Raw genomic sequence first — 24488 nt, 5'->3', positions numbered from 1 at the left:
GCGCCATTGCGCCCGAATCGAAGGATTCCGCCTTCGATTGGGACGATTTCATGCACCGGTACAACGGCGAACTGTGCGACGTCGTCGGCAACTTCGTGCACCGCTCGCTCACGATGACCGTGAAGAATTTCGATAGCAGGGTGCCCGAAGCGGCGGCCTTGGACGCCGAAGACGAGGCCATGCTCGGCGCGATCCCCGCGCAGGTAGACGCGATCGCCGAATCGCTGGAGGAATTCCGGTTCCGCCAAGCGCTTGAACGGTTCATCGACCTTGGGCGCAAGGCGAACGTGTACTTCGACATGAAACAGCCTTGGGTCACGCGCAAAACCGACTTGGCCCGCACCGGCGCGACGCTCCATGTCTGCTGCCAGGTCGTCAAGGCGCTGTGCCATACCATGGCTCCGTTCCTGCCTGGCGGCGCGCGCACGCTCGGCCGCATCCTCAACGTGGAATTGCCCCAGGGCAGTCCGGACGGCGGGCCGGATGGCTGGAACGCCGCCAAGACGCCGCTGCCCGCGGGCAGCCCGCTCCAGACGCCGGAAGTGCTCTTCCCGAAACTCGACAAGGACCGCATCGCCGAACTCGCCGAGGCCCACGTGCGCGGCGAGGCGTTCTAAAATCACTGCTCCCGCGGCGCACCCCCGGAGCGGCGGCAGCACCCTCGCCCGAAAACGTGCGCGTCTTCGATTCCGTGGCGCGCGGCGACACGCGCCACGACAGCGACATCGATCTTCTGGTCACGCTGGAAGAGGGTTGCAGTCTGCTTGACGGCGCCGGCCTCATCCAAGACCTGGAAGACCGCTTGGGAAGGAAGGTGGATGTCGTAAACGCGCGTTCGCTGCACTGGCACATCCAGGACCACGTTCTTGCCGGGGCCGTCCCGATGCAGGACGCTGCCATTGCGCGGTTTGGCCGCCAATTGATATAATACCTGGAAGTCGCTGTTATTCATGCGTTTAGGGACACGACGCCAGGAGCACGCACCCCATGTCCGGTCATTCTAAATGGAGCACGATCAAGCATAAGAAGGGCGCGCTCGACGCGAAGCGCGGCAAGATCTTCTCGAAGCTCGCAAAGGAAATTTCCGTGGCCGCGCGACTCGGCGGCGCCGACCCGGGATTCAATCCGCGTCTGCGCACCGTGTTGTTGGCCGCGCGCGCCGCGAACATGCCCAGCGACAATATCGATCGCGCGGTCAAGAAGGGTACGGGCGAACTCGAGGGGCAGACTTTCGAGGAAGTGCGCTACGAAGCCTATGCGGGCGGCGGCGTCGCGCTGATTATCGACGTGCTCACGGACAACAAGAACCGCACCGTCGCGGAAATCCGGCATATCCTGATGCGGCATAACGGCAGCATGGCCGAGACGAACGCAGTCGCGTGGAACTTCGAACAGAAGGGGATTGTCGCCGTTTCGAAGGAAGGTCTCGACGAAGAGGCCATCTTCGAGAAGGCGATCGAGGCGGGCGCGGAAGACGTGGACACGGACGGAGACCTGTACGAACTGTCCACCGCGCCGTCCGAATTACACGCAGTGGTCACGGCGCTGGGCAAGTCGGGCGTCGAAGTCGGCGAAGCGAAATTGACCATGGCGCCGAAGACCACGGTCACGCTCGATACGAAGGCGGCCACGACGGTGCTGCGGCTCATGGAAACGCTCGAAGACCACGACGACGTGCAGAACGTCTACTCGAACATCAACATCACCGACGAGGCCATGGCCGCGATCATGGCGGAGTAAATGCGCGCGCTCGGGCTTGATCCCGGCACGGCCACGACAGGCTACGGCGTCGTGGATGGCGACGCAAACCGCTTGCGCCACGTGGCGCATGGGGTTATCTCTACCGCCGCCGGGGACCACTTCGCGACCCGGTTGAAGCTTATCTATGACGAGGCGCGCGGGCTCCTCCGTGTCTACCGGCCAGACATCGTCGTCCTCGAACGCATCTATTTCAAACAGAACGTGACCACGGGCATCGCCGTGGCGCAGGCACGCGGCGTGCTCGCACTGGCCGCCGTAGAAGCCGGCCTGCCCGTCACCGAATACAGCCCCACCGAAACCAAGACCGCCATCGTGGGCTATGGCCGCGCCGAGAAACGGCAGGTGCAGGACATGATCAAGATACTGCTCAATCTCGACGCCCCGCCGCGGCCCGACGACGCAGCCGACGCGCTCGCCCTCGCGATTTGCCAGGTACAGGCCGGCGCGCTGCAAGGGCGCTTTCGCGAGTAGCGGCCCTGATCGTGCGCGGGCATGGGTCCGGGAAGTGGCGTCCTGGACGCCATGGACTTGCATGGACGGTCACACGCCTGCGCGGGCCTCTGCGTCATCAACGTTGCGCTCAAGCCATACATAAAGGGAGCCGGCCGCGCAGCCGGCTCCCTCGAATGGGCGTGAAACAAACCGCCTATGCCCAAGTCATGGCCGTGGGCTTCTCGAAAATCATCGTCTGCTTGAGGAATGCGATCGCCTTGGTCAGGCCTTCCCAGCTCGACATCAGGCTGTCTTCGTGTTCTATGCTGATGGCCCCGTCGTAGCCGACGAGCCGCAGCGTGGAGAAGAAGTCCTTCCACCACTCGAGGCTGTGGCCATAGCCAACGGTGCGGAAAATCCACGAGCGGTTGGCTTCATCGCCGTAGTGCTTGGTGTCGAGCACGCCGTTGCGCGACGCGTTGACCGGGTCGACGCGCGAATCCTTCGCGTGCACATGGAAGATTGCCTTGCCGCCCAGCAGTTTCACCGCTTCGCATGGGTCCATGCCCTGCCAGAAGAGGTGGCTTGGGTCGAAGTTCGCGCCCAGATTCGCGCCGCAGGCGTTGCGCAGCTTGAGCAGCGTCTCGGGATTGTATACGACGAAGCCGGGGTGCATCTCGAATGCCACGGAGACACCGTGGTCGCGCGCAAATTTCGCTTGCTTCGTCCAGTACGGAATGACCTTCTTCGACCACTGCCATTCGAGCACTTCGAGGTAATCCGGCGGCCACGCGCAGGTCACCCAGTTGGGTTTCCTGGCCTTGTCGCTCTCGCCGGGGCAGCCCGAGAAATCAATGACGACTTTGATGCCCATCATCTCGGCCAGGCGGATTGTCTTCGTTTGCACCTGCTGGTTCTTCTTCGCGAAGACCGCGTCCGGGTGCAGACAGTTGCCGTGGCAGCTCAGCGCGCTGATCGACAGGCCCTCGCCCTTCAGCAGCGCGAGCAGTTCGTTCCGTTTCGGTTTCGACGCGAGCAGTTCGTCCAGCGGCGCATGCGCGCAGCCCGGATAGTTGCCCGTGCCCAGTTCGACGCAATCCAGGCCGAGCGGCCGCACGAGTTCGAGCACGTCCTTCAGCGGCTTGTTGCCGAACATGACGGTGAGCAAACCCAGTTTCATGGTCTGAATCTCCTATGTCGCGCCGCAACGGCGCCGTTCCCGCGCGCGGCGGGCGTTACTGTACCTTCACCCATTTCCTGGTCTGGGCGGCCCGCTCGACGGCATCGAGCACCTTCTGGCAGGCCACGGCGTCCGCGAAGGTCGGGTGATTGCCCTTGGCCTTATTGAGGCCGCAAAGGAACTCGTACAATTCGTGCACGAAGAGGTGTTCGTAGCCGATGATGTGTCCCGGCGGCCACCATGCGTGCACGTAGGGATGGCCCATGTCGCACGCCTGCACCCTGCGGAAACCCTGGAGCGTGGCGGGGTCCCCGCGGTCGAAATAGTGGAACACGTCCATCTCTTCCTGATTCCACAGGATGGAGCCCTTGCTGCCGTAGATCTCGATGGCGTTGTAATTGCGGCGGCCTGGCGCGAAGCGCGTTGCTTCGAACGTGGCCAGCGTATTCGCGCCCTTGATGCGGCCCAGGTAAATGGCGGCGTCGTCCACGTCGACGACGTCATACCGCTTCTTCTTCTGGCTGCCTTTCGCGCCCCACGCTCCCGAGTCGCTGTCCGCGATGACGCGCTGCTTGATGAACGTTTCCATGGCTGCGGCAACCTCGCAGACTTCGCCGACGAGAAAGTGGCACAGGTCCGTGATGTGCGCGCCGATGTCGCCAAGCGCGCCGGAGCCCGTGCTCGCCTTCTTGAGCCGCCACACCATGGGAAAATCCGGGTCGACGATCCAGTCCTGCTGATAAGCCGCGCGGAAATGGAAGATGTCGCCGAGCATGCCCTTCTGCATCATGCCCTTGATCGTCTGCACCGCGGGCGCGAAACGGTACGAAAAGCCGCACATGTGCTTTACGCCGGCCTTCTGCGCGGCGGCAAGCATCTCCTTGGCCTCCTTCAGTGTGTTCGCGAGCGGTTTCTCGCAGACGACCGCCTTGCCGGCCTTCGCGGCCGCGACCGCGATGGGCGGGTGCAGGAAGTTCGGCGTGCAGATATCGATGATGTCGATGTCCGGCCGATTGATTACCTCCTGCCAGTCGGTCGAGGCTTCCTGCCAGCCGTAACGTTCCGCGTTCTTGAGCACGTTCGGGTCTTTGTCGCACATGACCTTCATGACCGGCTTGACGGGCGGGTCGAAAAACATACCGACCTGGCGCCAGCCGTTGCTGTGCGCCTTGCCCATGAACGCGCCGCCGATCATCGCCACATTCACCGTTTTCTTCGCCATGATTCTCCCTCCATCAATACGAATAGGATTGGACAACACGGGCGCTATTATAGGGCGTGCGCGCGCGCATGCCAAGTGCGCGCGATCCCGCCAACGCAGCCTATCCCCGGTTTTCTTCCAGTTCCCGCTCGACCCGGCCCGCGAGCCAGCGGTTGAATACGACTACGAGCACCACCAGCGGCGCCCAGACGTAAACCTGCGACCACGCGAGGAACCCCATGCGCAGCACCTGCGGCCCGAGCGCCTCAGCGGACCAAAGCATCGTGCCTGCGCCGGCGGCGTAGAACACGGCCAGCATCAGCGCGAACTGCGCCGCGAGTTTCGCCTCGACGTACGAGCGGAAACCGCGCACCCACATCGACCCCGCGAGCAGCAACAACGTGCCGCTGACGACCCCGTGGAGGATCCAGTCTTCGATGAGGCCCTCTCCCGCGCCCGCGCGCGCCTGCATGCCCAGCCATCCCAGGTGCGCCAGGAAGAAGACGCCCAGCGCGCCCACGGTCCAGGCGATTGCCTTCACGGCGGAGGACGGCGCCCTTTCGCGGGCGTTGCGCGCGTCCCGGTGCGCCCGCGCCAGACGCAGCCGGTGGATCGGCCCCAAAAGGGAAGCCTGCTGCACGCTCCAGATGATGAGCAGGCTGCCGAGCCCCGTCGCCAGCAACCGCGCCGTTTCCAGGTCCGCGCCGCTGCGCAGGCCCAGCGGCACGGGCGCGAACAGGAGCACGAGGCTTGCCACGAACATGGCGGCGGCATTGACGCCATAGAACATGTCTCGGGACCACCAGATGTCCGCCAGCCCGAGGAAGACCAGCGCCAGGCCCCATACCCAGAAGAAATACTGCGGAAACAGGAGCAGCCCGGCGCCCAGCAGTACGATGGCCACGCCGTACCGGCGCACTTCGCGCTCCTGTTCCTCGCGCGGCTTCTGCGGTAGCCAGTTCAGCAGCTGCTCGAGTTCCAGAAGCGGGCATTTGAACGTGTGCGCCTTAAGACCCTCGACAATGACAAACGAGACCGTCCGCCCGTGAAACACGTCGTAATTGAAACGGATGTGGCGCGCCGCCTCCTCGCGCGGCAGCATCAAAACCAGCCGTTCATCCGGCGAGATCAACGACATCACGTCTTGTTCCAGGGAAACGGTGAACGCGTCCTTCTCGTCTCCATGGACCGGATGCAGCACCAGCGCGGCGAGCGGGGCCTCGGTCTCCGCGAAGCTCACAGCCGGTTCGCTCATTTGCCTATCCTCTTCATGCGCGAGCCCCCTTGCCCTGCATATGTGTAAACTCCATACTACCACATGTTACCGTGGGCTATGTCAAGATTTTACGAAGCCGTATACCGCCTCGTGCGGGAGATCCCCCAAGGCCGCGTCATGACCTATGGCCAGATCGCGGCGATCTTGGGCTGTCCCCGCGCCGCGCGCGCCGTTGGCTACGCGATGCGCGCCGCCGGGCCACGCGGCGACGTGCCCTGGCACCGCGTCATCAACAGCCGCGGCGGCATCAGCGCCCACAGCGAGGTGGAGAGGCCCATCCTCCAGCGCATGCTCCTGGAAGCCGAGGGCATCCGCTTTGACGCGTCGGAAACCTGCGACCTCACCCGGTACCGCTGGGAACCGCCCTGCCCCGACGCCTATCTCTTCGTCACCGAGGCCGACTGGCCGTTTATCTGAGGCGCGCCGCGTCAGAACAGGTGCGGCTGCGCGGCCGCGGGCGGCGGCTCGAGGCCCATATGGCGGTATGCGAGCGGCGTGGCCACGCGGCCCTGCGGCGTGCGTTTCAGGAAGCCGACCTGGATGAGATACGGCTCGTGAACCTCTTCGAGCGTCTGGCGCTCTTCCCCCACGGCGACCCCAAGCGACGAGACACCCACCGGCCCGCCGCTGAACTTCTCGATGACGGTCCGGATGATGGCGCGGTCCATGTCGTCGAGGCCCAGCGCGTCGATGCGCAGCATGTGCAGCGCCGCGTCCGCCGCCTCGCGCGTCACGACGCCGTCGCCCTTGACCTGCGCGTAATCGCGCACCCGGCGCAACAGGCGGTTTGCGATGCGGGCGGTGCCGCGCGAGCGCGTCGCGATCTCGAGCGCGCCGTCGTTGTCGACCTCGACCTTCAAAATGCGCGCCGCGCGGACGACGATGCGCTGAAGCTCCGCGGGCGAATAGAACTCGAACCGGCAGGTGTCGCCGAAGCGCGCGCGCAACGGCGGCGTCAGCAGGCCGGCGCGCGTTGTGGCGCCGATGAGCGTGAACGGCTTGAGGCCGATCTTCATCGAACGGGCCGTCGGACCCTTGCCGAGCATGATATCGACCTCGAAATCCTCCATCGCGGAATAGAGTGTTTCTTCGACCGCGTGGTTGAGCCGGTGGATTTCATCGATGAAGAACACGTCAAACTCTTCAAGACTTGTCAGCATGGCCGAGAGATCGGCCTGTCTTTCGATCACCGGACCCGTCGATTGCCGGATGTTCACGCCCATTTCGTTCGCGATGATCCGGGCCAGGGTGGTCTTGCCCAGCCCCGGCGGGCCGCTCAGCAGCAGGTGGTCCAGCGGCTCGCCCCGCTGTTTGGCCGCCGCAATCGCGATGCGCAGCTTCTCCTTGATAGGGTCTTGGCCGGGGAAATCCTCGAAGCGCTGCGGGCGTATCTGTTCGTCGAAGACGCGGTCGTCGTCGACCGGCTGCGGGCTTACGATCTCCATGTCGGCCATGGACTAGGCCCTCGCCATCGAACGCAGCGCCGCGCGCACCAGTTCTTCGGCCGGAGCATCGGGGCCCAGTTTCTTGCGCGCGTGGAGCGCGGCGTTCCGGGCTTCCGCGGGGGTGCACCCGAGCGAAATCAGCGCTTCATACACGTCGTCGCCTTCGCCCGGCGCGGCCTCCGCGGCCGGTTCCCCGAGAATGGCGCTCAGTTCGGTGTCCTGGCCGAGTTTCGTCTTCATTTCGAGCAGGATGCGCTGGGCGAGTTTCTTGCCGACGCCGGGCACGCCCGTAAACGCTTTCAAGTCGTTCTCGAGCAGCGCGCGCCCGAACGCCGCCGGGGCAAGGAACGACACCACCGCGAGTGCCACGCGCGGGCCGACCCCGTTGATTTCAAGCAGGGTCATGAAGAGCGAACGCTCTTCTTCCTTGAGAAAGCCGTATATCTGGAAGGCGTCTTCGCGAATGTGGCAATACGTCAGCAGTTTGACTTCCTGATGCTGCGCCAGCCTGCGGTGCACCGTATCGGGAACAAGCACGGCATAGCCGATGCCGCCCACATCCAACGCGATTTGGCCGGCCCCTTTGTGCTCGACCGTACCCCTGAGAAACGCGAACATACTGGTTGACCCCGGCACTTTATGCTTGTGGACACGCCGTCATGGTAAGTCAAGAGCGCTGGCCTATCCAAACGCAGGCAGCGGCCCGCCGGCCGCGGTTACCCCCCGCCGCTAGTGTATGGTCTTCTGATTGCCTTCGAACACGTTGAAGATCGTCTGCTGCGACTCGACGTCACGGGAGCTGTACACCAGCCAGGACAGGAGATAGTCAAGCTCATCCATCCCGACTTCGCCCTCGAATTGGGCCAGACGGTCGAGGATCATTTCTCTTTCGTACGGCTCGATAAGCCCGAACAACTCGAGGCGCACGAGCGTGTCCCGTGCTTCCGGCGACAGCTTGTACTCCTCGTAGGGGGTTAATTGCCGCACCGTGCCCAGACCCCGGCGTCCCATATGCCGCAGCGCTTCGAAACGCGGCCGCACCAGCTTCAGGACCGCCTCGATGTCGCGCTTGTTATAGCCCTGCCGGACCAGCCAGGAGCGTATGCCGTGTTCGGTGGGAGCCGTGTCGGGATGTTGCTCGATGCGTTCAATAATCACGTCGACCAGTTCGGTCAGCGTTGTCTTCATGCAATTCTCCCGGCGAACATTGGGGGCTCAGGCTGCATGGCGCCCTGCGACGCGCGCCCGCCAGCCCCAAACGTGCGCCATGGCTCTATTCTATGCCCCACAACGGGGCCTGTCAACTTCCGGGTGTTCCGGCGCCCGCGGCCAGGCGCTTGCCGATGATGGCCTGCAACCAGCCCAGCACCTGGACCTGCGCCGCCTCGGACGCGGCCAGGACATCCGTGCCGCTGGCGGCGCCGGGATATAACCGCAGTTCGGAAAACCCCGGCGCGGTCTGTTTCAGAGCCGTCGCGGCCCCAGCGGCCGGGCCGTCGTTCTCCGCCGCGACCAGCAGCACAGGCCGCGCCCGCAGCGCGCGCACATCCGCCTCGCTGTCAAAACCGTACTCGTCCAATACCGGCGAGACCATCACGGCCGCTTGTATAACCGGATCTATGCGCATATACCGCAGGGCAAGATTGGCGCCCAGCCCCTCGCCGAGCACGGCGAGGTTCTCCGGGTCTGTGCCTGCGGCGAGCAGGGCGTCCCTGGCCGCACGCAGGTCAGCCACGGCCGCAAGCCATTCCACGCCGGAAACATCGCGATAGTCCAGGCGCCCTTCTCCCCGCTGGGTGCTGCTCCCATGGCCCCGCAGATCCACTGCGATGACCTGATACCCCTCCTGTTGCGCGGCGAGGGCAAAGGAACGCCAAGAAACGGCATCCGCACCATAACGGTGCGCAAGGATCAAACCGGGCGGCTGCGCCGCAGGCACCGGATACAGCGTGGCCGCCACCTGCAGCCCGTCCTCCGTCTGCAGCGCAAGTCTGCGTTCACCGGCGGCCAGCGGCGCGGAAGAGCCGCCGCAACCTGCCAGCAGCACAATCACGAATACACGCGCCGCGGCGTGCACGGCGCGCAAGACAGAACTCGGGGACGGCCGCGCGGGCCGCCCCCGGAAAGATCGCATCAACTGAACGAGAACACCGTGGCGAGCTTCATAGCCAGCGTCATGTCGCCCTGGATTTTCAGCTTGCCCGTGAGGAAGGCCGTCTGACCGTTCAACTTGCCGGTGGCAATGTTCATCCAGTCTTCCGCGGAAGCCGTCAAGGTAATATTGGGCGCTTCCGCCTTGCCCTGAGCAACCGCGGCCCCGCCGTTCGCGATAGTGACGTTCCATTCGCCGCCACCTTCGCCGGTGATATTAAACTGGAAGATCTTCTCCATCCCGGCGATTTTGTCCTTATTTACCTTGTTGGGCACTTCCGCGAAGAATTCAGCAACCGAACCCGCCATGTTACTTCTCCTTACTCATTCCTATACACGTTTTACATGTCTTCAGAGAGCCACGACCGGACCAAGCGTTCGTACGCCCTCCCCTGACTAACCGAATCGGGAGTGTACTCTAGCATAGGAATTCCGCCCTGTCAAAACTGCGAATGCCCATCGAGACCAGCCCTTGTGGAAATGCGGGCCGGCACGCACATGCCCATGCGGGCCTTTTGCGCACGTTTGCAGACCTCTGTTAAAGTACCCCCGTTTCAGGCGCCGTTCATCCCGCCCGCGCGATAAGCATAACTTCGGTCACTGTAGCGGGAAGCGTGTCGGCGTGGCGCACGGAGTGGGACCCATGACTCTCTTTGAAGACCTGAGCTGGCGGGGCATCATCAATCAGGTGACCCACGAACATCTGGCCGAGGAACTCGAACAAGGGCCGATATCCCTCTACTGCGGATTCGACCCGACGGCGGACAGCCTGCACATCGGGCACCTGCTGCCGGCGCTTGGCCTCGCCCGGTTCCAGCGGGCGGGACACAATCCCATCGCGCTTGTGGGCGGCGGCACGGGGCTCATCGGCGACCCCAGCGGCAAGACGGACGAGCGCAGCCTGCTCACGAAGGAACAGGTGCAGGCGAACGCGGCGGGCATCCGCCGCCAGCTCGAACGCTTCCTCGATTTCGAAGGCGCGCACGCCGCCATCCTGCGTAACAACGCCGACTGGCTCTGCGAACTCCCGTTAGTCGACTTCCTGCGCGACATCGGCAAGCATTTCAGCGTGAACGTCATGCTCGCCAAGGAATCGGTGCGCCAGCGCCTCGAAGACCGCGAGCACGGCATTTCCTACACCGAATTCTCGTACAGCCTCCTGCAGGCCTATGATTTCCTGTATCTGTGCGAGCACCATGACTGCCGGCTCCAGATCGGCGGCAGCGACCAGTGGGGTAACATCGTCGCGGGCATGGACCTCACCCGGCGCCTCCTTCGAAAGGACACATTCGGCCTGACTTTCCCCCTGATTACAAAGGCAGACGGCACGAAATTCGGCAAGACCGAGAGCGGGGCCGTCTGGCTCGACTCCCGTCGCACTTCGCCCTACCGCTTCTACCAGTTTTGGGTCAACCAGGCCGACGCGGACGCGCCGCGCTTGCTCTGCTTCTTCACATTCCTGGGCAAGGACGAGATCGCGGCGCTCGACCGCGCCGTGGCCGAAGAGCCTCACAAGCGCGCGGCGCAGCGCCGTCTCGCCGAGGAGGCCACGCGCCTGGTGCACGGCGAGGAAGCGCTGGCGAACGCCGTCAAGGCATCCGAAGCCATGTTCGGCGGCGACCTGCGCGGGCTGGACGCCGCGACGCTCGAGGACATCTTCAGCGAGGTGCCCAGTGCGACGCTGCCCCGGTCTGTCTTGAGCGGCGACAGGCTGTTGCTCGATGTGCTGGTCGAAACAGGTGTCTTCAAGAGCAAAGGCGAGGCCCGTCGCCTGGTCAAGAACGGCGGACTTTACCTGAACAACGAACGCGTCGACGCGGAAGAGAGCAAGGTCACGCGCGAAACGTGCCTGACGGGCGATATGGCCGTCATACGAACCGGAAAACGGAGTTACCATCTGCTCCGCTTTACCGAGTGACGGCGCCAACCGCGTCTCAGTCGCTCTCCTTGGGCGGGTTAATCCGCGCCTTCTGCGCGTCCGTGAAGCGGCTGTCTGCCGGAGGGCGGGGCTCCCAGCATTGTTCCAGCGGCGGCGGGCTCGGTTCCCGGCGCGGAATGACGAATTCTTCGTCGCCTTCGAAGTTTGTCTCGATGGTTCCGCCCGCGCGCACGACGGCCTGTCGCGCCAACTGCCCGCACACGTCGATCAATTTCGGGAAATTGTATGGGGTGTGGCTGAACGTGCCTTCGGGGTCCAGTGCCTCGGTGAACCGCCCGGGCAGTTGCGAAAAACCGAGCGTGGTGAAAAGCACGCCCGCCGCGTTCGACGGATTGCAGTCGGAATCCTGGCCGCAGCGCGTGGCGATGATGACCGTCTGGTCGATATCGCCCTTGCCGTAGAGCAAGCCCATGACGATGTAGGCGCCGTTGATCTTCGCGTCGATGTTGAAGGCGTCGTCCGGCTTGGAACAGGAGAACCTGCGGAATTCGCGGTTCAGGTGGTACTTCTCGCTGATGCGCTGCCAGGTGGCCTCCCAGTGTTCCGGGTCTTCCTGATGCCAGCGCAGCACGTCGCTGATGCAGGCGTGATACTGGCTGCCTTCGGGGATGCAGGCGAGGCCCGCCCGGACGATCGCCTCGATGTCGGTCTCGAAGAACGCCGCCGCGTACATGCCGCCGACGAACAGGCCGCCATACAATCCGTCGCCGTAATTCATGAGCCTGCCGAATTTCTCGCCCAGTTCGATGACGGTGTTCGGCATCCCGGGCGCAATCAGACCCGAAAAATCGGCCTCGATCTGGTAGTCGATGTCGTCCGCGTGGCTGTTGAACGACGGGTGGCCCGAGTCGGGCGGCGCGATGCCGTTGCGCAGGTTGTCGCGTCCGGCGCGGTTCGCGTGCCAGAGCTTGTAGCCGCTGTTGGCGAAATCGATGCCCGCCTGGCGCGTCGGCGCGTCCAGGCCGTGCATCTCGAGCGTGCGCAGGAAGGTCATCTCGACGTAGAGGTCGTCCTGCATGAACTGGTTCACCATCTCCGGACGCCACTCGGGCATCTCCGGCGCCGGCATGATGACGCCGTTGAACCGGAACTCGGTCGGCCCGCCCCAGCCCACTCCGGCCATCTGTCCCACCCAGCCCGCCTTCATCTTGTCCAGATAGGCATGAACCGGCAGCCGCAGGTAGGGGTCTGTCTGGCTGCCAGCAATGGGAGAAAGCAGGATCGTCAGCAACAGCAACGGAATCAAGAATCGCATTGTCAAGGTCCTTTCCCTGTGCGCATCCGCGCGGGTTCCTGTATGTCCATACCATCATCCGGCGGCATTACGTATCACTTGCGCGTAACATTGTATCGCTTTTTCGTAGGCTTCGGCCGAAACCCGTTCATCCGTGCCGTGCAGGCGCGCCAGGTCCTCCTCGCGGAACAGGAACGGAATGAACCGGTACGCATGCTCGGCCACGGCGGCATAATGGTGCGTATCCGTGCCGCCCAGCAACAGTCCCGGCGCCACGACCGCCTCCGGGAAGACCTGACGCAGGCTCTGGCTCAGCGCTTCGAAGGCAGGCGTGTCGAGCGACGCCACCGGCGACGGCTCATTCGCCGGCGGGATGACCGATACGGCGACCCGTTCATCCGCGATGGTGTCGCGTACGTGCGCCAGTACGCTGTCCACGCTCTCGCCCGGCATGATACGGAAATTCACGACGGCCCGCGCGACGCCCGGCAACACGTTTTCCTTGGTGCCCGCCTCGAAGATGGTCGGGGCCGTCGTGGTGCGAATCGCCGCGGCGGTCGCGGGCGCAGCCTCGAGCCGGGCGCGCACCAGGCCGCCGAACAGCCACAGGTTCGCCATGACGAGGCGCATCGGAAACGTCATTTCCGGCCCCGCATAGGCGAGCATCTCGACCGCGGGCCCGTCGAGGCGCGACGGCAGCGGATGCGCTTCAAGCGCCGCGACCGCCTTGGCCAGCGTGCCGATCGCCGTGTTACGCGGCGGCGCGGAGGAATGGCCGCCGGTTAGCTCGACGGTCAGCTCGACACTGAGGTACCCTTTCTCCGCGATACCGATTAGCGCGACCGGCGCCGTCACGCCGGGGACAATCCCCTGCGTGATAACGAGCCCCTCGTCGAAACTGAACCCCGCCCGCACGCCCCGCGAACGGAGTGTTTCCGCGACCAGTTTCGCGCCTGTCTCGCCGCCCACTTCCTCGTCGTGGCCGAACGCAAAATAGACGGTGCGCCGTGGCGTGAACCCTTCCGCCAGAAGCGCTTCCGCCGCTTCGAGAGTCCCCAGAAGGCTGCCCTTGTCGTCGAGCGTGCCCCGGCCCCAGACGAAACCGTCCGCAATCGTCCCCGAAAATGGCGGATACGTCCAGTCCTCCTGCGTGCCCGGCGCCACGTCTACGACGTCCTGATGCGCCAGGAGCAACACCGGCGGCAGCGCGGGATCGCGGCCCGGCCACGTGTACAACAGCGACAAGCCGTTGACGCGCTCGCGCGTGAGCGTCGCATCAACACGCGGAAAGGCCGTTTCCAGCAACGCGTGCAGTTGTTCGAAGGCGGCGGTCTCGACCTGTTGCTTGTCCTGGTGTGAAATCGTCTGAATGCGCACCGCCTGCGCCAACCGCTCTGCTGCGGCCTGCCGGTCGACATTCACGGGAGAAAAGGGTCCGGGTTTGACTTGGCGCGACGAGAACGACGCCGTGCGCGCGAGCAACACGCCCGCGAACAGCGCCATGAGCATCACCGCCGCATATGACAGCCGTCTTCTCATGCGCTTGCACTCTCCATCCGGCGGGGGACCCACCCTCTCAGAAAAGGCTATGGAATGCCACCATCGGAAACGCCGTCAGCGCCGAACCGGGCGTCGCGTTCAGGATGCGGACTCCGTGTTCTTCCGCCCAACGCGCCGCACACGCGAAATCCTTCTCCGCGTCGAGCGGGCGCGGCATCAGGAACCGTTTTTCCTCCCCTGCGGCATAGCGTGCGTCAAAGTGCGTGGGGTGCGCCGCGTCTTTCGACTCCCAGAAACGACGGGGACCACCCTTGCCCGCCGCGCGGCGCGCCTTGATCACCTCTTCCGCGGCGGCCCGGCCCGCCTTGTACCATGTCGCATGGTCGTAGTGCCGCGCGAGCCACCGGCCGCAGAGGCGGACCATGCGCCGCAGCCGCTGGGTCTTGCGAAGGTCGTAGCGGTGGTCAACGCCGATCAGGATTATCGGGTCGCACCCCATGACCGCGGCGATTTGCAGCAACATGTACGTCACCGTGTATCCGAGAAAGAGACGCCCCGGCTCATTTGAAAACTGGCGGTTCGCTTCGCGCGGCCAGTCAAACCGGATCGGGCACGCCCCGTCGAAGTCGAGCAGCGGCAGGTACTCGAAGGGAAAGAACGTGACTGTGTCCCGTGGCACGCGCTCCTCGTATTCCGGCCCGTACACCTCTATTTGCAGTTTGTCGGAGACGCCCCAGTATGGGAACACGAAGCCCCATTCCTGGAATCCGAGATAGCATCGGTTTGAGCCCAGCACGACCTCGTCGCGCAGGCGCGTCATATCGATCTCGTTCAGGCTGGGCCCATTGCCCACGACGAAACAGCGGCGCCCCTTGTGCTTGTCTTGGAACGCGTCCAGGAGATGGGGCACGCGCAACACTCGGCCGCCCCCGAGATGGAAGCACTCAAATTCGCGGAAGCCGCGCCGCCACAGACGCGCGAACGTGTCGTAGCAGGGCGCCAACTGCGGCAACCGGACGGGATACTGATGTTCCAGCGGCGAGACGTCCACGTGCAGCGGCACTACAATTCGCGGAGCCGGAGCCGGTTCCCCCGAATCCGCGTCTTGCACGGAGGCAATCATGGGGAACCGCGACTGCAGCGACTGGGCCAGGGGCAGCGCGCCGCGCTCCGCGTACAGGACCACGGAAGCGCGCGCACCGTGCGCGCGCAACCAGCGCTCCGCCAGGAACGCGCCCTCGCCGTCAAGATAAAGACAAGCTTGCATCCGTCGCCCTCGCCTGACGCCTGAACGTACAGCATCGCGGATTCGCCGGGCAAGTGCAAGGAATGGGAACTGTCAGGAATGGGAGCGGTCTTTATTCGCGCACCCGCTATGGATACAATTCCGGCAAACATAGTGGAAATAGCGCATGGATTGGTTTCAAGCCGGTTTCACCTTGGCAATCTTGACCTGTATCTTCGCCGGACTGGTCATGAATTACGCCGCCGACGCCTTGTTCATCGCCGGAGCGGTCTTGTTGTGCGTCGCCGGGGTGATCAGCCCCGACGAAGCCTTCGCGGGTTTTTCGAACCACGGCATGCTCACGATCGCCGCGTTGTTCGTCGTGACGGCCGCGCTTGCCGAAACGGGTGCGCTTGCCGTGCTCGGGCGCTGGTTCCTGGGCCGCGCGAAAACCGAGACTTCCGTCCTCGCGCGGATGTCCCTGTCCATTACCACGTCCAGCGCGTTCTTGAACAATACGCCGATCGTGGCCATGTTCATCCCTGTGGTAAACCAGTGGTGCAAGGCCCATGGAAAGGCCCCGTCTCGCCTGCTGATTCCCGTTTCCTACTTCGCGATCCTCGGCGGCACCTGCACCCTGATCGGCACGAGCACCAACCTCGTGGTCAATGGCATGATGACGGAAGCCTACCATGCGGACCCCGCGGCGAACGCGGGCTTGCGGCCCATGGGTCTGTTCGAGATGAGCGTCGTGGGCGTGCCCTGCGCGGTCGCGGGCATCGCCTATCTTCTCCTGCTCGGGCGGCGCCTGCTCCCCGAGCGCAAGGGGTTCATGGAACAGATGAACGAGGCCGTCCGCGAGTATCTGGCCAACATGGAAGTGCGAACTGGGTGCAGCCTGGTCGGCGAGACCGTCGCCGACGCCGGTCTGCGCCGTCTCGACGGTCTGTTCCTCCTCGAGATTCAGCGTGGCGACGAGGTCATTGCCCCGGTCGAGCCGAACGTCATCGTGCGCGAACAAGACGTGCTGACCTTTACCGGCGCGGTGCGGCACATCGTGGACCTCGAAAGAATTTCGGGTCTGGTGCCTGTGGCGGATCCCCATTATGAGCATCGCGCCGCCGAGCGCCGGGGACACATGCTCTACGAGGCCGTCATGTCCAACCGCTCCCCGCTCATCGGCCAGACGATACGCGACAGCAACTTCCGCGCCCGGTTCAATGCCGCCGTCGTGGCCGTGAACCGCGGCGGCGAGCGGCTCAAGGGCCGCGTGGGCGATATCGTCCTGCGCCCCGGCGACACGCTATTGCTTCAGGCGGGCCCCCACTTCCGCGCCGCGTACCGCAGCAACCCCGATTTCTACCTTGTAAGCGGCGTCGACGACTCGCGCTCGGTCCGGGACGACCGCGCCGTGATGTCCCTGCTGCTGCTCGGGCTCCTGGTGGTGCTTATGGCGGCGAACGTCGTACCCATCGTCCTGGCGGCCTTCATCGTTGCCAGCCTGATGATCGTGACCAACTGTATCTCCCTTGGCGATGCGCGCGAGAGCATCGACCTCTCGACCCTGTTGACCATCTGCGCCGCCTTTGGGGTCAGCAAAGCCCTCGTAAACTCGGGCTTGGCGGAGCAAGCTGCCCACCTGCTTGCCGTCACCGCAGGACAATACGGGCCCCACGTCATGCTGGCCGGGGTGTTTCTCGTGACGGCGGTGTTCACGGAACTCGTGACCAACAACGCCGCCGCCGCGCTCATGTTCCCCTTTGCGGTCTCAATGGCGGAACAAGCCCACCTGAGCCCGCGCCCCTTCGTCATGGCAGTGGCTTTCGCCGCCTCGGCAAGCTTCGTCACCCCCATCGGCTACCAGACCAATCTCATGGTCCTCGGGCCCGGCGGCTACAAAGTCACGGACTTCGCCCGCGTCGGCCTCCCCCTCAGCCTGCTGGTGTGGGCGCTAGGCACCCTGCTCATCCCGCTTGCCTGGCCGTTCTGAATACTCCACAAGAGAAATACGGTCACGTGCGGGGCCCGCAGCCCTGCTCGCTCTTCGCGGGGCTTGCTCCGCGACAGAAGGGGCGTCAGGCAGCAAGCCGTGCCAAGATGAGCGGTGGTAAACTTACACACTCCCCAGGAAACGCGGCAATACGTTCGCGAACCTGAAAAGCAGTGCAATACGGCGCGTCTGGGCGGGCGGCAGTGCGGCGTGCAGGCCCTGCGGAAGAAAAGGACTCACGCCCCGGCGCCGGGGCTAGGGAAGCCAAAATGAGATGGCTTGAAACACCCGCAGATGCCCCGTGGAGTAGAATCCACCGGGTAGCCGGACAAGTCTCTGTCAGGTCAGCGGGGAGAGGATGCGCTCGGCGGGGTCTTGCCGAGCCGGTACACTTTGACGTGCAGCAACCCCTTGCTGGGATGCAACTTGCGTATGGCTGCCCGCGACAGGTCGATGACGCGCCCCTCGACATAGGGGCCGCGGTCGTTGAGCCGGCAGATCACGGAATTACCGTTGTCGGCCACGACCAAGAAATACTCGCCGAATTCACCGTCCAGCATGGCGCACGTGTATTCGTTGTTCGCCAGGTTTTCTCCGGAAGCGGTTTGACGGCTGCTGCTCTCGACCGTGTAGTACGAGGCCATGCCTTCTTTGAAAGGTTGCATCGGTTGCTGCGACACCAGTAACAGGGCCACAACTTCGATTAGCATATTGGGTCGGTGCTCCTTATTTTCGCCGTAACGCTTAGCATCGGGAGCCGGCGCCAATGGAGGTTATATATACGCGGGAGGCCACAGTGCTTTCCCGCGACGCCGCACCGCAGTGCGACTCACCGGACCAAGACGCCCTCCTGGCGTCCCGCCGGACCGTTCAGCATCCCTCTTGCGCGTCCGGGCCATTCCGGCCCGGGCGGCCACATCCACAACTCCGCACAAACCGTTCTGCAATAAAAACTTAAGCAACGCCGCACGCGGCAGTCACGACTCCTTGGCATAGCCTGAGAGCCGCCGCCGGATATGCTCCAGCGCCACGACCGCCGTCCGTACCCGGCCCCGAACGGGGTCCGGATGCCGCCCAATGGCCCAAGTTGCGCTTCCCGCCGGACTGACAAAGAGCGCCAACACGCTCTCCACCGTCGGCTCCCCCAACAAGACCAAAGCGCAGTGAGCTCCAAACTCTACCAAAAGGCGCTGGGCCACGTCAAGCGCCGTTGTCTCGCTTGCCTCCGCTACGCCGGGCAGGATCCTCGCCCCGGCGAACTGCCTCGCCCCCGCCCCCGTCAGCCGCTCCGTCACGGTCCCGCCCGTTGCGGCATCGGCCACGGCCAGCGTCCAGCCCCTCTCAGCAAGCAGCCGGTCCACCACACCCTCGAGCGTTTCGTCGTCCACGCCCATGACCAGGCCGGGCAGACGCTCGCGGACAGCCGCCTCGATCGGCGCGATCAGTTCGCGCGCCGCTTCGACCGACCCCGCGTGGGCGGCAATCCGAATGCGGACAGCATCCGGCCCGGCGAGTAAACCGATGGTAGGGTTGCTGCCCTGAGTGATGAGGTCGCCTATGGCCGCATCGACCCGCGATTCGCCCATGGCACAGACCTTGAGCACGCGGTAGTGCAGCACGCCGCTCAGCCCGAATTTCCCGCGCAGGTACGGGATTACACGGGCTTCCATCATGGGCTTGAGCTCCCAAGGCACCCCGGGCATGCACGCCACTAACCCGCGCCGGTCGTCGACGAGAAAACCGGGCGCCGTGCCGTTGGGGTTGTCCAGCACGAGCGCCCCCTCCGGAATGTACGCCTGCCGCTTGTTGTTATCCGTAATCTTCATCTGCAGGTGGGCGAACCGCGCCAGCACCCGCTCAAACAGCTCCTCGTGATACACCAGCGGCCGCCCGAACACCGCCGCGACGCATTCCCGGGTGATGTCGTCCTCCGTGGGGCCGAGTCCGCCGCTGCAGAGCACGGTGTCGGCCCGGCTCAGGGCCGCTTCGAGCGCCGCCCGGATTCGGTCCGGGTTATCGCCCACCGTCGTCTTCTGGTAGAGATGGATGCCGTGTGCCGCCAGGGTCTGCGCCATCCATGTGGCGTTCGTGTCCTGAATTTGCCCCAGCAGCAGCTCAGTCCCGATCATGAGGGTCTCTGCTTTCATGCCTTGTTGCCTGCTCCCGGGCGCGCCGGTCTTGACAAATGCGGGATGTTACGGGCACCGTTTCCGCGTCCCGCGTCCAAGAATACGGAGTTCCCCTTGTCAATGAGACGCGCCTTGCGCCTGAAAAAGAGGGTTTCGCGATTGAGATTATGACGGTTCCGGCCCTGCGGCGGCAACTCCTGTTCCGGCGGGCGCGGTATGTTGGACGGCCTGGCTGGGACGCGGGCCTCGCATGGGCACGGCACCACTTCAGCCCCCGGGCAGGAGCACCCCGGCGCCCGCGATGCGGTCCGCCTTGAGGTCTTCCAGGGCGCGGTTGGCCTCATGCAGCGGATACGCGGTGGTCGTGGGGCGCAGGGGTATGGCAGCGGCCTCGGCGAGCAATTCCCGGCCGTCCTCCCGCGTGTTCGCGGTCACGGAATGAATGTCCCGCTCATAGAACAGGTGCCGTTCATAGTCCAAGGCCGGGATTTCCGACATGTAGATGCCTGCCAGCGCCAAGGCGCCGCCCTTGCGCAGCGATTCCAGCGCCTGCGGCACCAGCCGGCCGGCCGGGGCGAAAATAATCGCACTATCCGGCTTGGAGGGCATGTCCTGGGGGTCGCTCCCGGCCCAATCGGCGCCCATTTCCTCGGCATGGCGCAGGTGCGCGCCGCCGCGCGAGACCACATACACCCGGCAGCCGCGCCGCCGCGCCAGTTGCAGAACCACATGCGCGGACGAACCGAACCCGTACAGTGCGAGCGTCCCGCCCTCGGGCACACGGGCCCGTTTCAGCGCCCGGAACCCGATTATCCCCGCGCAGAGCAGCGGCGCCGCGTCCGCGTCGCTGAACACGTCCGGAATCGGGTAGGCGAATACCTCGGGCACGACCACATATTCCGCGTAGCCCCCATGTTCGTGATAGCCCGTGTAACGTGACGCCTCGCAGAGGTTTTCCTGTCCGCGCAGACACCAGCCGCATGCGCCGCACGTGTGTCGCAACCACGCCGCGCCGGCCCGCTGGCCCACGCGCAGCGTGCGGCAGTCCGGCCCGAGCGCATCGACCACGCCCACCACCTGATGGCCGGGGATGAGCGGCAGCCGCGCGCGCGGCAGGTCGCCCTCGACCACGTGCAGGTCCGTCCGGCAGATGGCGCAACAGCGCACGCGCAGCCGGGCCTCGCCCGGGCCCGGTTCGGGGTCTGGCAACTCCCGCCGCCGCAGCGGCGCGGCCCCGATAGGAGCGATATCCTCCAACAACATCGCGCGCATTGCGTCTCCTCGCATGTCAAGGATACCCCAGCCGGGGGGGATGCCGCACCCGTTCGGGGGCTTGCCCCACGACTGCGCGCCCCCCGGGCACGGATTGCCGTAAACAGGCCAGATTGATAAGATGCCCCTCGGTTGAGATACCCGCAACGGAAAGGGTTAGGCCATGCTAAAGCGCGTACTCGTGATCGGCGGCAACGCGAAGAACACGGAAAAATATGAAGCGGCGGCACAGGGCAAGGACCTGCTCGTGCGCACGGCGGTGAAGGGCGAGCGCCTTCCGGACGCCGTAACGGCCCTGGCGACCGCAGCGAAGGATGTGCAGCCCCTCATGGATGCCGCCGTCGCGCTGGGCAAGCGTTACGAGACGCAACTGCGCCTGATCGGCCTGGCGCTGGATATGCGGGAAGGCAAGGCGCCGGGCACCACCGGCCGCGTCCACGAACATGCGGTGCGGTTCGCGCAGGCCCTGGAACTGGACGCGGACGCGCGGCTCGCGCTCGAACACGCGGGTTATCTGATGGATATCGGGAAACTCCGTATAGGCAATGACGTGCTGACCAAGAAATCGCTGCTGACCTACGACGAATGGACGCAGCTCCAGTCTCACACCACGCTGGGCGCGGAACTCCTGCAGGAATGGGATATCTTCGTCGAATGCGCCGATATCCTCCGCTATCACCATGAGTGTTACGACGGCACCGGTTACCCGGAGCGGCTGGAGCGGGACGCCATTCCGCGCCTGGCGCGCGCCATGCGCATTCTCGACGTCTATTGTGCCATGACCACGCCGCGGATTTACCGCAAGGGGTTCAGCACGCACAAGCAGGCCGTCGCGTATCTCAAGAGCGAGCGCGGCAAGCATTTCGACCCGGAATTACTCGACGTATTCATTCGGGAGGAAGTCGGGAAGCCAATGAAGGCGGGTTGACGGGCAGCCCGCCTACGGCGCGGCAATGCGTTCGAGCAACGCCGCCACGACCGGCGCGTCCCACTGCGCGCTGCCCAGGTGCTTGAAGACAATCCGTCCGTCATGGGCCATGATGTAAGTTGCAGGCACCACGTCGTCGTCGAACGGCGCGGGCCGCGCGCCCTCATACACATAGATAGGCGCGGCAAGGCCGGCTTCGCTGGCTGCCCGGGGCGCTTCCTCAATGCCCGCGCGCGCAATGCACAAGAATTCCACCCCTTTCCCCGCAAACTGGCCGTAAAGCCGGCCGATTCCCGCAAGTTCGGTCAGACACGAATAGCATTCGCCGCTCCAGAGATGCAGAAAGACGGGTTTGCCTGCGAGCGTGCGCAGGTCAAACGTCGAACCCGCCGGCGTTTCCACCTCCCAGTTGTAGTCCGCTTTCTCGTCGATCGTGATGGGCGGCGGCTTGAGCTGTTTCGACGCGAGTCCAATAATCTGGTCCTTGAACAGGAAAACGGCGGATACAGCCCCGCCTGCGGCCAACAACACGCCGAGCAGGGTTCCGGTCAGGCATCCGAACAGGAATGTTTTTCCCGGCCGCGGCACAAGATTTCTCCTTTCGTGTTGCGCGGGTATCCTGCCTGTGTTCCGCACACGCGCGCAAGATGGCCGGGCCGGCCCCGATGCGAAAGAGGGCGCCCATCGGAAATGGCCGCTGCAACCGAAGTTCTAATCGATGCCGAGTTGTTCCTGTATCCGGGCCACGGCATAGCCCAGCAACTGCGGGATGACATAGTACGCGAAGTAGTACGGGGCCAGGAAGACCCAGGCAAGAGGGAAAGAAAACTGGCTGTCGTTGTCGTCGCTCATCCGAGTTCCCGCATGCGGCGCTACTCCGGCGCCGCCGTCAGGCGCGCGTCCAGTTCGGCGATTACCGCGCCGCTTGGCCACTTCGTTCGCGCGTCATGATAGATCAAGTACAGTTCATCCGTGAAACGGGCGCGATCAGGCTTGACCGCCGCCCTGTAACAGCACGAAAGCGGCCTTTCCGATGTGATGTGGACCACATCGTCAACGGACACGGCGTGCGCGCCGTCGCGGCGGACCACCTCGCCGCTGCCGCAGGCGACGGCATGGTTCGCGCCGTCTATGCCGATGTTGCGCACGCCGCGTTCGTATACCCACGTCGCGTTGTTGAGAACGCCAATCAGGCCCGCCGCGACTTCTTCCGTTTCGATGTCCTGGAGAGCCGTGAGCGTGGCCTGCCAGCGCATGACGCCGTCGGGCGTGGACCGCACGCGCCACCGCGCCGCTGCAAGGCCATCGCCGTACACGAGGTCGAGCCCGGCTGAAAAACCGTCTTCTCTGTCTACGGCGATACGGCGCACCTGCACGGGCAGCGCCTCCTTCGCGCCCGCGAGGCGGATATGGCCGATCCCGCTTTGTGGGCAAGGCGAGGTGACCCGGTCGAGCCGTTGCGGCACGAACTGGACCATGATTTCCGCGCCCCAACTTATCGTATGGACGGCATCAGCCGTGCGGTGAAGCAGAATGCGCCCCTTCTCAAGCGCCAGCACGCCGAGACGCGCGCGCGGCGCGTCCACGGTGGGGTTACGGTATTGCCCGAAAAGCCACGCGAGCACGTTGTAGTACAACTGGTCCGTCCGGGTCGAGGGGAAAAAGAACTCGCTGTCGAGATAGACCGCGCCCGACGGCGTGCGGGCCTGCATCTTGTCCTGAGTATCGAGGCAGCACCGCAGCAGGCTCCACGCGTCCGGGTCGCCGCCGTGCGCGGCCATGAGCATGTGGACCACCAGCCACTCGGGGTCGCGGAAGAGTTCCCAATCCTGGCCGTTGGGATAGACGAACCCGCCGCCCGGCAGCGAGAACCATTTCAGGTTCTCGTACAGTCCCGGCACATTGTGGAAGAGGGCCTGCGGCGGCGTGCGCCCGGTCATGGCGAAGTCGAGGACGCAACCCGCCGACAGCAGGAACGTGGACATGTAGTCTGGGTGAATGCGGCCGTGGTTTTCGAGCGTGAAATCGTCGTAGATGTTTGCGCCGGTGAACTGCTCAGACAACGGCCTGCCGTCCATGACCGCGTCCGACGCCGCATCGGCCGGCCGCAGGAACGACGACAAGGCCCAGCGCTGGAACGCGCGCTCCCAATCGGGCCGGCGCGGGTCATCGGGCATCAGGACAATAGCCGTCGAGAGCGCCTGACAGTTCCAGGCGTTTTCCTCGGCCTTCGTGTCGTCGGCCAGATTGTGGGGCGGCGCCTCGTGGACGAAACGGTCCGCCTCATGCGCGATGACGCGGCACACGCCCTCGCGCAGGTCTTCCGGCAGGCTGTGCCACACCCACCATGCGCCGCGCGCGAGCATGTGCGCCCAGTGCGCCGACTGCCACTGGTCACCCCAGGGCTCGCCGTCGCCGGTCGCGCGCGACCCGGTCACATGCGTGGCCACCAGATACCGGCCCATCGGGATTACGGCGCTTTGGAGCAATTCCTCGCGCGTAACGCCGGTGCGGGCGGCGTCATACGCGCCAAACCGGCACAGAAAGCAGAATCCCGCGAATGCGCCCGTGTTCGGACGAACCCAGTGCTCGTCGTGCCGGCTCTCGGTGAGCAGTTTGAACTGGGGATCACTGTCCCAAGGGTGGACGGTCGTCAGCAGTTGACGCGCCTGGCCCTCGATCGCGGCGTACAGGCGGTCGAGCACACGGGGCATGTCGGCGGGGCCGGGCGCATCCGCCGGAGGGCACATGGGCAACGGCGCCCAGGCGGTGGCCAGCCACGGCCACGAGAAGGTCGCGAGCAGGGCAAGACATCGCCGCATCAT

At 64.7% G+C, this 24488-nt stretch carries 25 protein-coding genes; 8 read left to right on the top strand and 17 right to left on the bottom strand.

What is annotated here, in order from left to right:
• From KA184_09275 to ruvC, 4 genes are all read left to right on the top strand, one after another.
• The coding region (locus KA184_09275) for a class I tRNA ligase family protein (GenBank protein MBP8129761.1) at positions 1-617 on the top strand (617 nt) is incomplete at its 5' end.
• A 5-nt stretch (positions 618-622) separates the two neighbouring features.
• Positions 623-928 (top strand): nucleotidyltransferase family protein, encoded by a 306-nt coding sequence (locus tag KA184_09270; protein ID MBP8129760.1) that lies wholly within the window; start codon positions 623-625, stop codon positions 926-928.
• A gap of 59 nt (positions 929-987) precedes the next feature.
• A complete protein-coding gene (locus KA184_09265) occupies positions 988-1740 on the top strand; it encodes a YebC/PmpR family DNA-binding transcriptional regulator (protein MBP8129759.1) in 753 nt (250 codons plus the stop codon).
• Entirely contained in the window at positions 1741-2232 is a 492-nt protein-coding gene (ruvC, locus tag KA184_09260; GenBank protein ID MBP8129758.1) for a crossover junction endodeoxyribonuclease RuvC, read from the top strand.
• Positions 2233-2407: 175 nt separating this feature from the next.
• Here ruvC and KA184_09255 read toward each other — a convergent pair whose 3' ends face one another.
• The 3 genes from KA184_09255 to KA184_09245 all read right to left on the bottom strand — a co-directional run bounded on the left by KA184_09255 (position 2408) and on the right by KA184_09245 (position 5829).
• A complete protein-coding gene (locus KA184_09255) occupies positions 2408-3373 on the bottom strand; it encodes a sugar phosphate isomerase/epimerase (protein MBP8129757.1) in 966 nt (321 codons plus the stop codon).
• A gap of 55 nt (positions 3374-3428) precedes the next feature.
• Positions 3429-4595: a Gfo/Idh/MocA family oxidoreductase gene (locus KA184_09250; GenBank protein ID MBP8129756.1), complete on the bottom strand. Its 1167-nt coding sequence runs from the start codon at positions 4593-4595 to the stop codon at positions 3429-3431.
• 100 nt (positions 4596-4695) lie between these two features.
• Entirely contained in the window at positions 4696-5829 is a 1134-nt protein-coding gene (locus KA184_09245; GenBank protein MBP8129755.1) for a hypothetical protein, read from the bottom strand.
• A gap of 63 nt (positions 5830-5892) precedes the next feature.
• Here KA184_09245 and KA184_09240 point away from each other — a divergent pair, with 63 nt between their 5' ends.
• Positions 5893-6267, top strand: a complete 375-nt coding sequence (locus tag KA184_09240; protein ID MBP8129754.1) for a methylated-DNA--[protein]-cysteine S-methyltransferase — start codon at positions 5893-5895, stop codon at positions 6265-6267.
• 11 nt (positions 6268-6278) lie between these two features.
• On the opposite strand, the gene ruvB is transcribed toward KA184_09240, so the two are convergent.
• The 5 genes from ruvB to KA184_09215 form a co-directional block, all read right to left on the bottom strand.
• The gene (ruvB, locus tag KA184_09235; GenBank protein ID MBP8129753.1) at positions 6279-7304 is read right to left on the bottom strand and encodes a Holliday junction branch migration DNA helicase RuvB; all 1026 of its coding nucleotides are present in this window, start codon (positions 7302-7304) and stop codon (positions 6279-6281) included.
• A 3-nt stretch (positions 7305-7307) separates the two neighbouring features.
• Positions 7308-7913: a Holliday junction branch migration protein RuvA gene (gene ruvA, locus KA184_09230; protein MBP8129752.1), complete on the bottom strand. Its 606-nt coding sequence runs from the start codon at positions 7911-7913 to the stop codon at positions 7308-7310.
• A gap of 111 nt (positions 7914-8024) precedes the next feature.
• Positions 8025-8483, bottom strand: a complete 459-nt coding sequence (locus KA184_09225; GenBank protein MBP8129751.1) for a DUF494 family protein — start codon at positions 8481-8483, stop codon at positions 8025-8027.
• A 112-nt stretch (positions 8484-8595) separates the two neighbouring features.
• A complete protein-coding gene (locus KA184_09220; protein ID MBP8129750.1) occupies positions 8596-9381 on the bottom strand; it encodes an alpha/beta fold hydrolase in 786 nt (261 codons plus the stop codon).
• A 47-nt stretch (positions 9382-9428) separates the two neighbouring features.
• Positions 9429-9755, bottom strand: a complete 327-nt coding sequence (locus tag KA184_09215) for an SCP2 sterol-binding domain-containing protein (GenBank protein ID MBP8129749.1) — start codon at positions 9753-9755, stop codon at positions 9429-9431.
• A 334-nt stretch (positions 9756-10089) separates the two neighbouring features.
• Between KA184_09215 and KA184_09210 the strand changes: the two genes are divergently transcribed.
• Positions 10090-11364 (top strand): tyrosine--tRNA ligase, encoded by a 1275-nt coding sequence (locus tag KA184_09210; protein MBP8129748.1) that lies wholly within the window; start codon positions 10090-10092, stop codon positions 11362-11364.
• 16 nt (positions 11365-11380) lie between these two features.
• Here the strand turns inward: KA184_09210 and KA184_09205 are convergent, their stop codons facing one another.
• Genes KA184_09205 through KA184_09195 form a run of 3 tightly spaced genes read right to left on the bottom strand, consistent with a single transcriptional unit; the run spans position 11381 to position 15386 of the window.
• Positions 11381-12640, bottom strand: coding sequence for an ADP-ribosylglycohydrolase family protein (locus KA184_09205; protein ID MBP8129747.1), 1260 nt, complete (start codon positions 12638-12640; stop codon positions 11381-11383).
• A 54-nt stretch (positions 12641-12694) separates the two neighbouring features.
• Positions 12695-14158, bottom strand: a complete 1464-nt coding sequence (locus KA184_09200; protein MBP8129746.1) for a M20 family peptidase — start codon at positions 14156-14158, stop codon at positions 12695-12697.
• Between the two features lie 37 nt (positions 14159-14195).
• Positions 14196-15386: a hypothetical protein gene (locus tag KA184_09195; GenBank protein MBP8129745.1), complete on the bottom strand. Its 1191-nt coding sequence runs from the start codon at positions 15384-15386 to the stop codon at positions 14196-14198.
• Positions 15387-15531: 145 nt separating this feature from the next.
• On the opposite strand from KA184_09195, the gene KA184_09190 reads away from it, so the two are divergent.
• Complete coding sequence (locus tag KA184_09190; GenBank protein ID MBP8129744.1) at positions 15532-17334, top strand: SLC13 family permease; 1803 nt, start codon at positions 15532-15534, stop codon at positions 17332-17334.
• A 344-nt stretch (positions 17335-17678) separates the two neighbouring features.
• On the opposite strand, the gene KA184_09185 is transcribed toward KA184_09190, so the two are convergent.
• The 3 genes from KA184_09185 to KA184_09175 form a co-directional block, all read right to left on the bottom strand.
• Positions 17679-18044 carry a hypothetical protein gene (locus tag KA184_09185; GenBank protein MBP8129743.1) on the bottom strand — a complete coding sequence of 122 codons (366 nt, stop codon included), beginning with the start codon at positions 18042-18044 and terminating at the stop codon, positions 17679-17681.
• Between the two features lie 267 nt (positions 18045-18311).
• Positions 18312-19481: a CinA family nicotinamide mononucleotide deamidase-related protein gene (locus KA184_09180; GenBank protein ID MBP8129742.1), complete on the bottom strand. Its 1170-nt coding sequence runs from the start codon at positions 19479-19481 to the stop codon at positions 18312-18314.
• Positions 19482-19730: 249 nt separating this feature from the next.
• Positions 19731-20735 (bottom strand): zinc-dependent alcohol dehydrogenase family protein, encoded by a 1005-nt coding sequence (locus tag KA184_09175; GenBank protein MBP8129741.1) that lies wholly within the window; start codon positions 20733-20735, stop codon positions 19731-19733.
• A gap of 163 nt (positions 20736-20898) precedes the next feature.
• Between KA184_09175 and KA184_09170 the strand changes: the two genes are divergently transcribed.
• The gene (locus KA184_09170) at positions 20899-21663 is read left to right on the top strand and encodes an HD domain-containing protein (protein ID MBP8129740.1); all 765 of its coding nucleotides are present in this window, start codon (positions 20899-20901) and stop codon (positions 21661-21663) included.
• 12 nt (positions 21664-21675) lie between these two features.
• On the opposite strand, the gene KA184_09165 is transcribed toward KA184_09170, so the two are convergent.
• From KA184_09165 to KA184_09155, 3 genes are all read right to left on the bottom strand, one after another.
• Positions 21676-22251 (bottom strand): TlpA family protein disulfide reductase, encoded by a 576-nt coding sequence (locus KA184_09165; protein MBP8129739.1) that lies wholly within the window; start codon positions 22249-22251, stop codon positions 21676-21678.
• A gap of 123 nt (positions 22252-22374) precedes the next feature.
• Entirely contained in the window at positions 22375-22515 is a 141-nt protein-coding gene (locus tag KA184_09160) for a hypothetical protein (protein MBP8129738.1), read from the bottom strand.
• Between the two features lie 20 nt (positions 22516-22535).
• On the bottom strand, positions 22536-24488 hold the full coding sequence (locus KA184_09155) for a hypothetical protein (GenBank protein ID MBP8129737.1): 1953 nt from the start codon (positions 24486-24488) through the stop codon (positions 22536-22538).

The sequence above is a fragment of the Candidatus Hydrogenedentota bacterium genome, assembly GCA_018005585.1.
Classification (GTDB): Bacteria; Hydrogenedentota; Hydrogenedentia; order Hydrogenedentales; family JAGMZX01; genus JAGMZX01.
The sequence above is the reverse complement of the archived record's forward strand: the minus strand, read 5'-3'. Positions and strand labels throughout refer to the sequence as shown.

Coding starts and splice junctions, on each gene's coding strand:
- KA184_09215 (MBP8129749.1), bottom strand. CDS start 9,755: ATGGCGGGTTCGGTTGCTGAATTCTTCGCGGAAGTGCCCAACAAGGTA.
- ruvB (MBP8129753.1), bottom strand. CDS start 7,304: ATGGCCGACATGGAGATCGTAAGCCCGCAGCCGGTCGACGACGACCGC.
- KA184_09255 (MBP8129757.1), bottom strand. CDS start 3,373: ATGAAACTGGGTTTGCTCACCGTCATGTTCGGCAACAAGCCGCTGAAG.
- ruvA (MBP8129752.1), bottom strand. CDS start 7,913: ATGTTCGCGTTTCTCAGGGGTACGGTCGAGCACAAAGGGGCCGGCCAA.
- KA184_09160 (MBP8129738.1), bottom strand. CDS start 22,515: ATGAGCGACGACAACGACAGCCAGTTTTCTTTCCCTCTTGCCTGGGTC.
- KA184_09240 (MBP8129754.1), top strand. CDS start 5,893: ATGTTACCGTGGGCTATGTCAAGATTTTACGAAGCCGTATACCGCCTC.
- KA184_09175 (MBP8129741.1), bottom strand. CDS start 20,735: ATGCGCGCGATGTTGTTGGAGGATATCGCTCCTATCGGGGCCGCGCCG.
- KA184_09170 (MBP8129740.1), top strand. CDS start 20,899: ATGCTAAAGCGCGTACTCGTGATCGGCGGCAACGCGAAGAACACGGAA.
- KA184_09185 (MBP8129743.1), bottom strand. CDS start 18,044: ATGCTAATCGAAGTTGTGGCCCTGTTACTGGTGTCGCAGCAACCGATG.
- KA184_09210 (MBP8129748.1), top strand. CDS start 10,090: ATGACTCTCTTTGAAGACCTGAGCTGGCGGGGCATCATCAATCAGGTG.
- KA184_09205 (MBP8129747.1), bottom strand. CDS start 12,640: ATGCGATTCTTGATTCCGTTGCTGTTGCTGACGATCCTGCTTTCTCCC.
- KA184_09245 (MBP8129755.1), bottom strand. CDS start 5,829: ATGAGCGAACCGGCTGTGAGCTTCGCGGAGACCGAGGCCCCGCTCGCC.
- KA184_09225 (MBP8129751.1), bottom strand. CDS start 8,483: ATGAAGACAACGCTGACCGAACTGGTCGACGTGATTATTGAACGCATC.
- KA184_09155 (MBP8129737.1), bottom strand. CDS start 24,488: ATGATGCGGCGATGTCTTGCCCTGCTCGCGACCTTCTCGTGGCCGTGG.
- KA184_09200 (MBP8129746.1), bottom strand. CDS start 14,158: ATGAGAAGACGGCTGTCATATGCGGCGGTGATGCTCATGGCGCTGTTC.
- KA184_09250 (MBP8129756.1), bottom strand. CDS start 4,595: ATGGCGAAGAAAACGGTGAATGTGGCGATGATCGGCGGCGCGTTCATG.
- ruvC (MBP8129758.1), top strand. CDS start 1,741: ATGCGCGCGCTCGGGCTTGATCCCGGCACGGCCACGACAGGCTACGGC.
- KA184_09265 (MBP8129759.1), top strand. CDS start 988: ATGTCCGGTCATTCTAAATGGAGCACGATCAAGCATAAGAAGGGCGCG.
- KA184_09180 (MBP8129742.1), bottom strand. CDS start 19,481: ATGAAAGCAGAGACCCTCATGATCGGGACTGAGCTGCTGCTGGGGCAA.
- KA184_09190 (MBP8129744.1), top strand. CDS start 15,532: ATGGATTGGTTTCAAGCCGGTTTCACCTTGGCAATCTTGACCTGTATC.
- KA184_09195 (MBP8129745.1), bottom strand. CDS start 15,386: ATGCAAGCTTGTCTTTATCTTGACGGCGAGGGCGCGTTCCTGGCGGAG.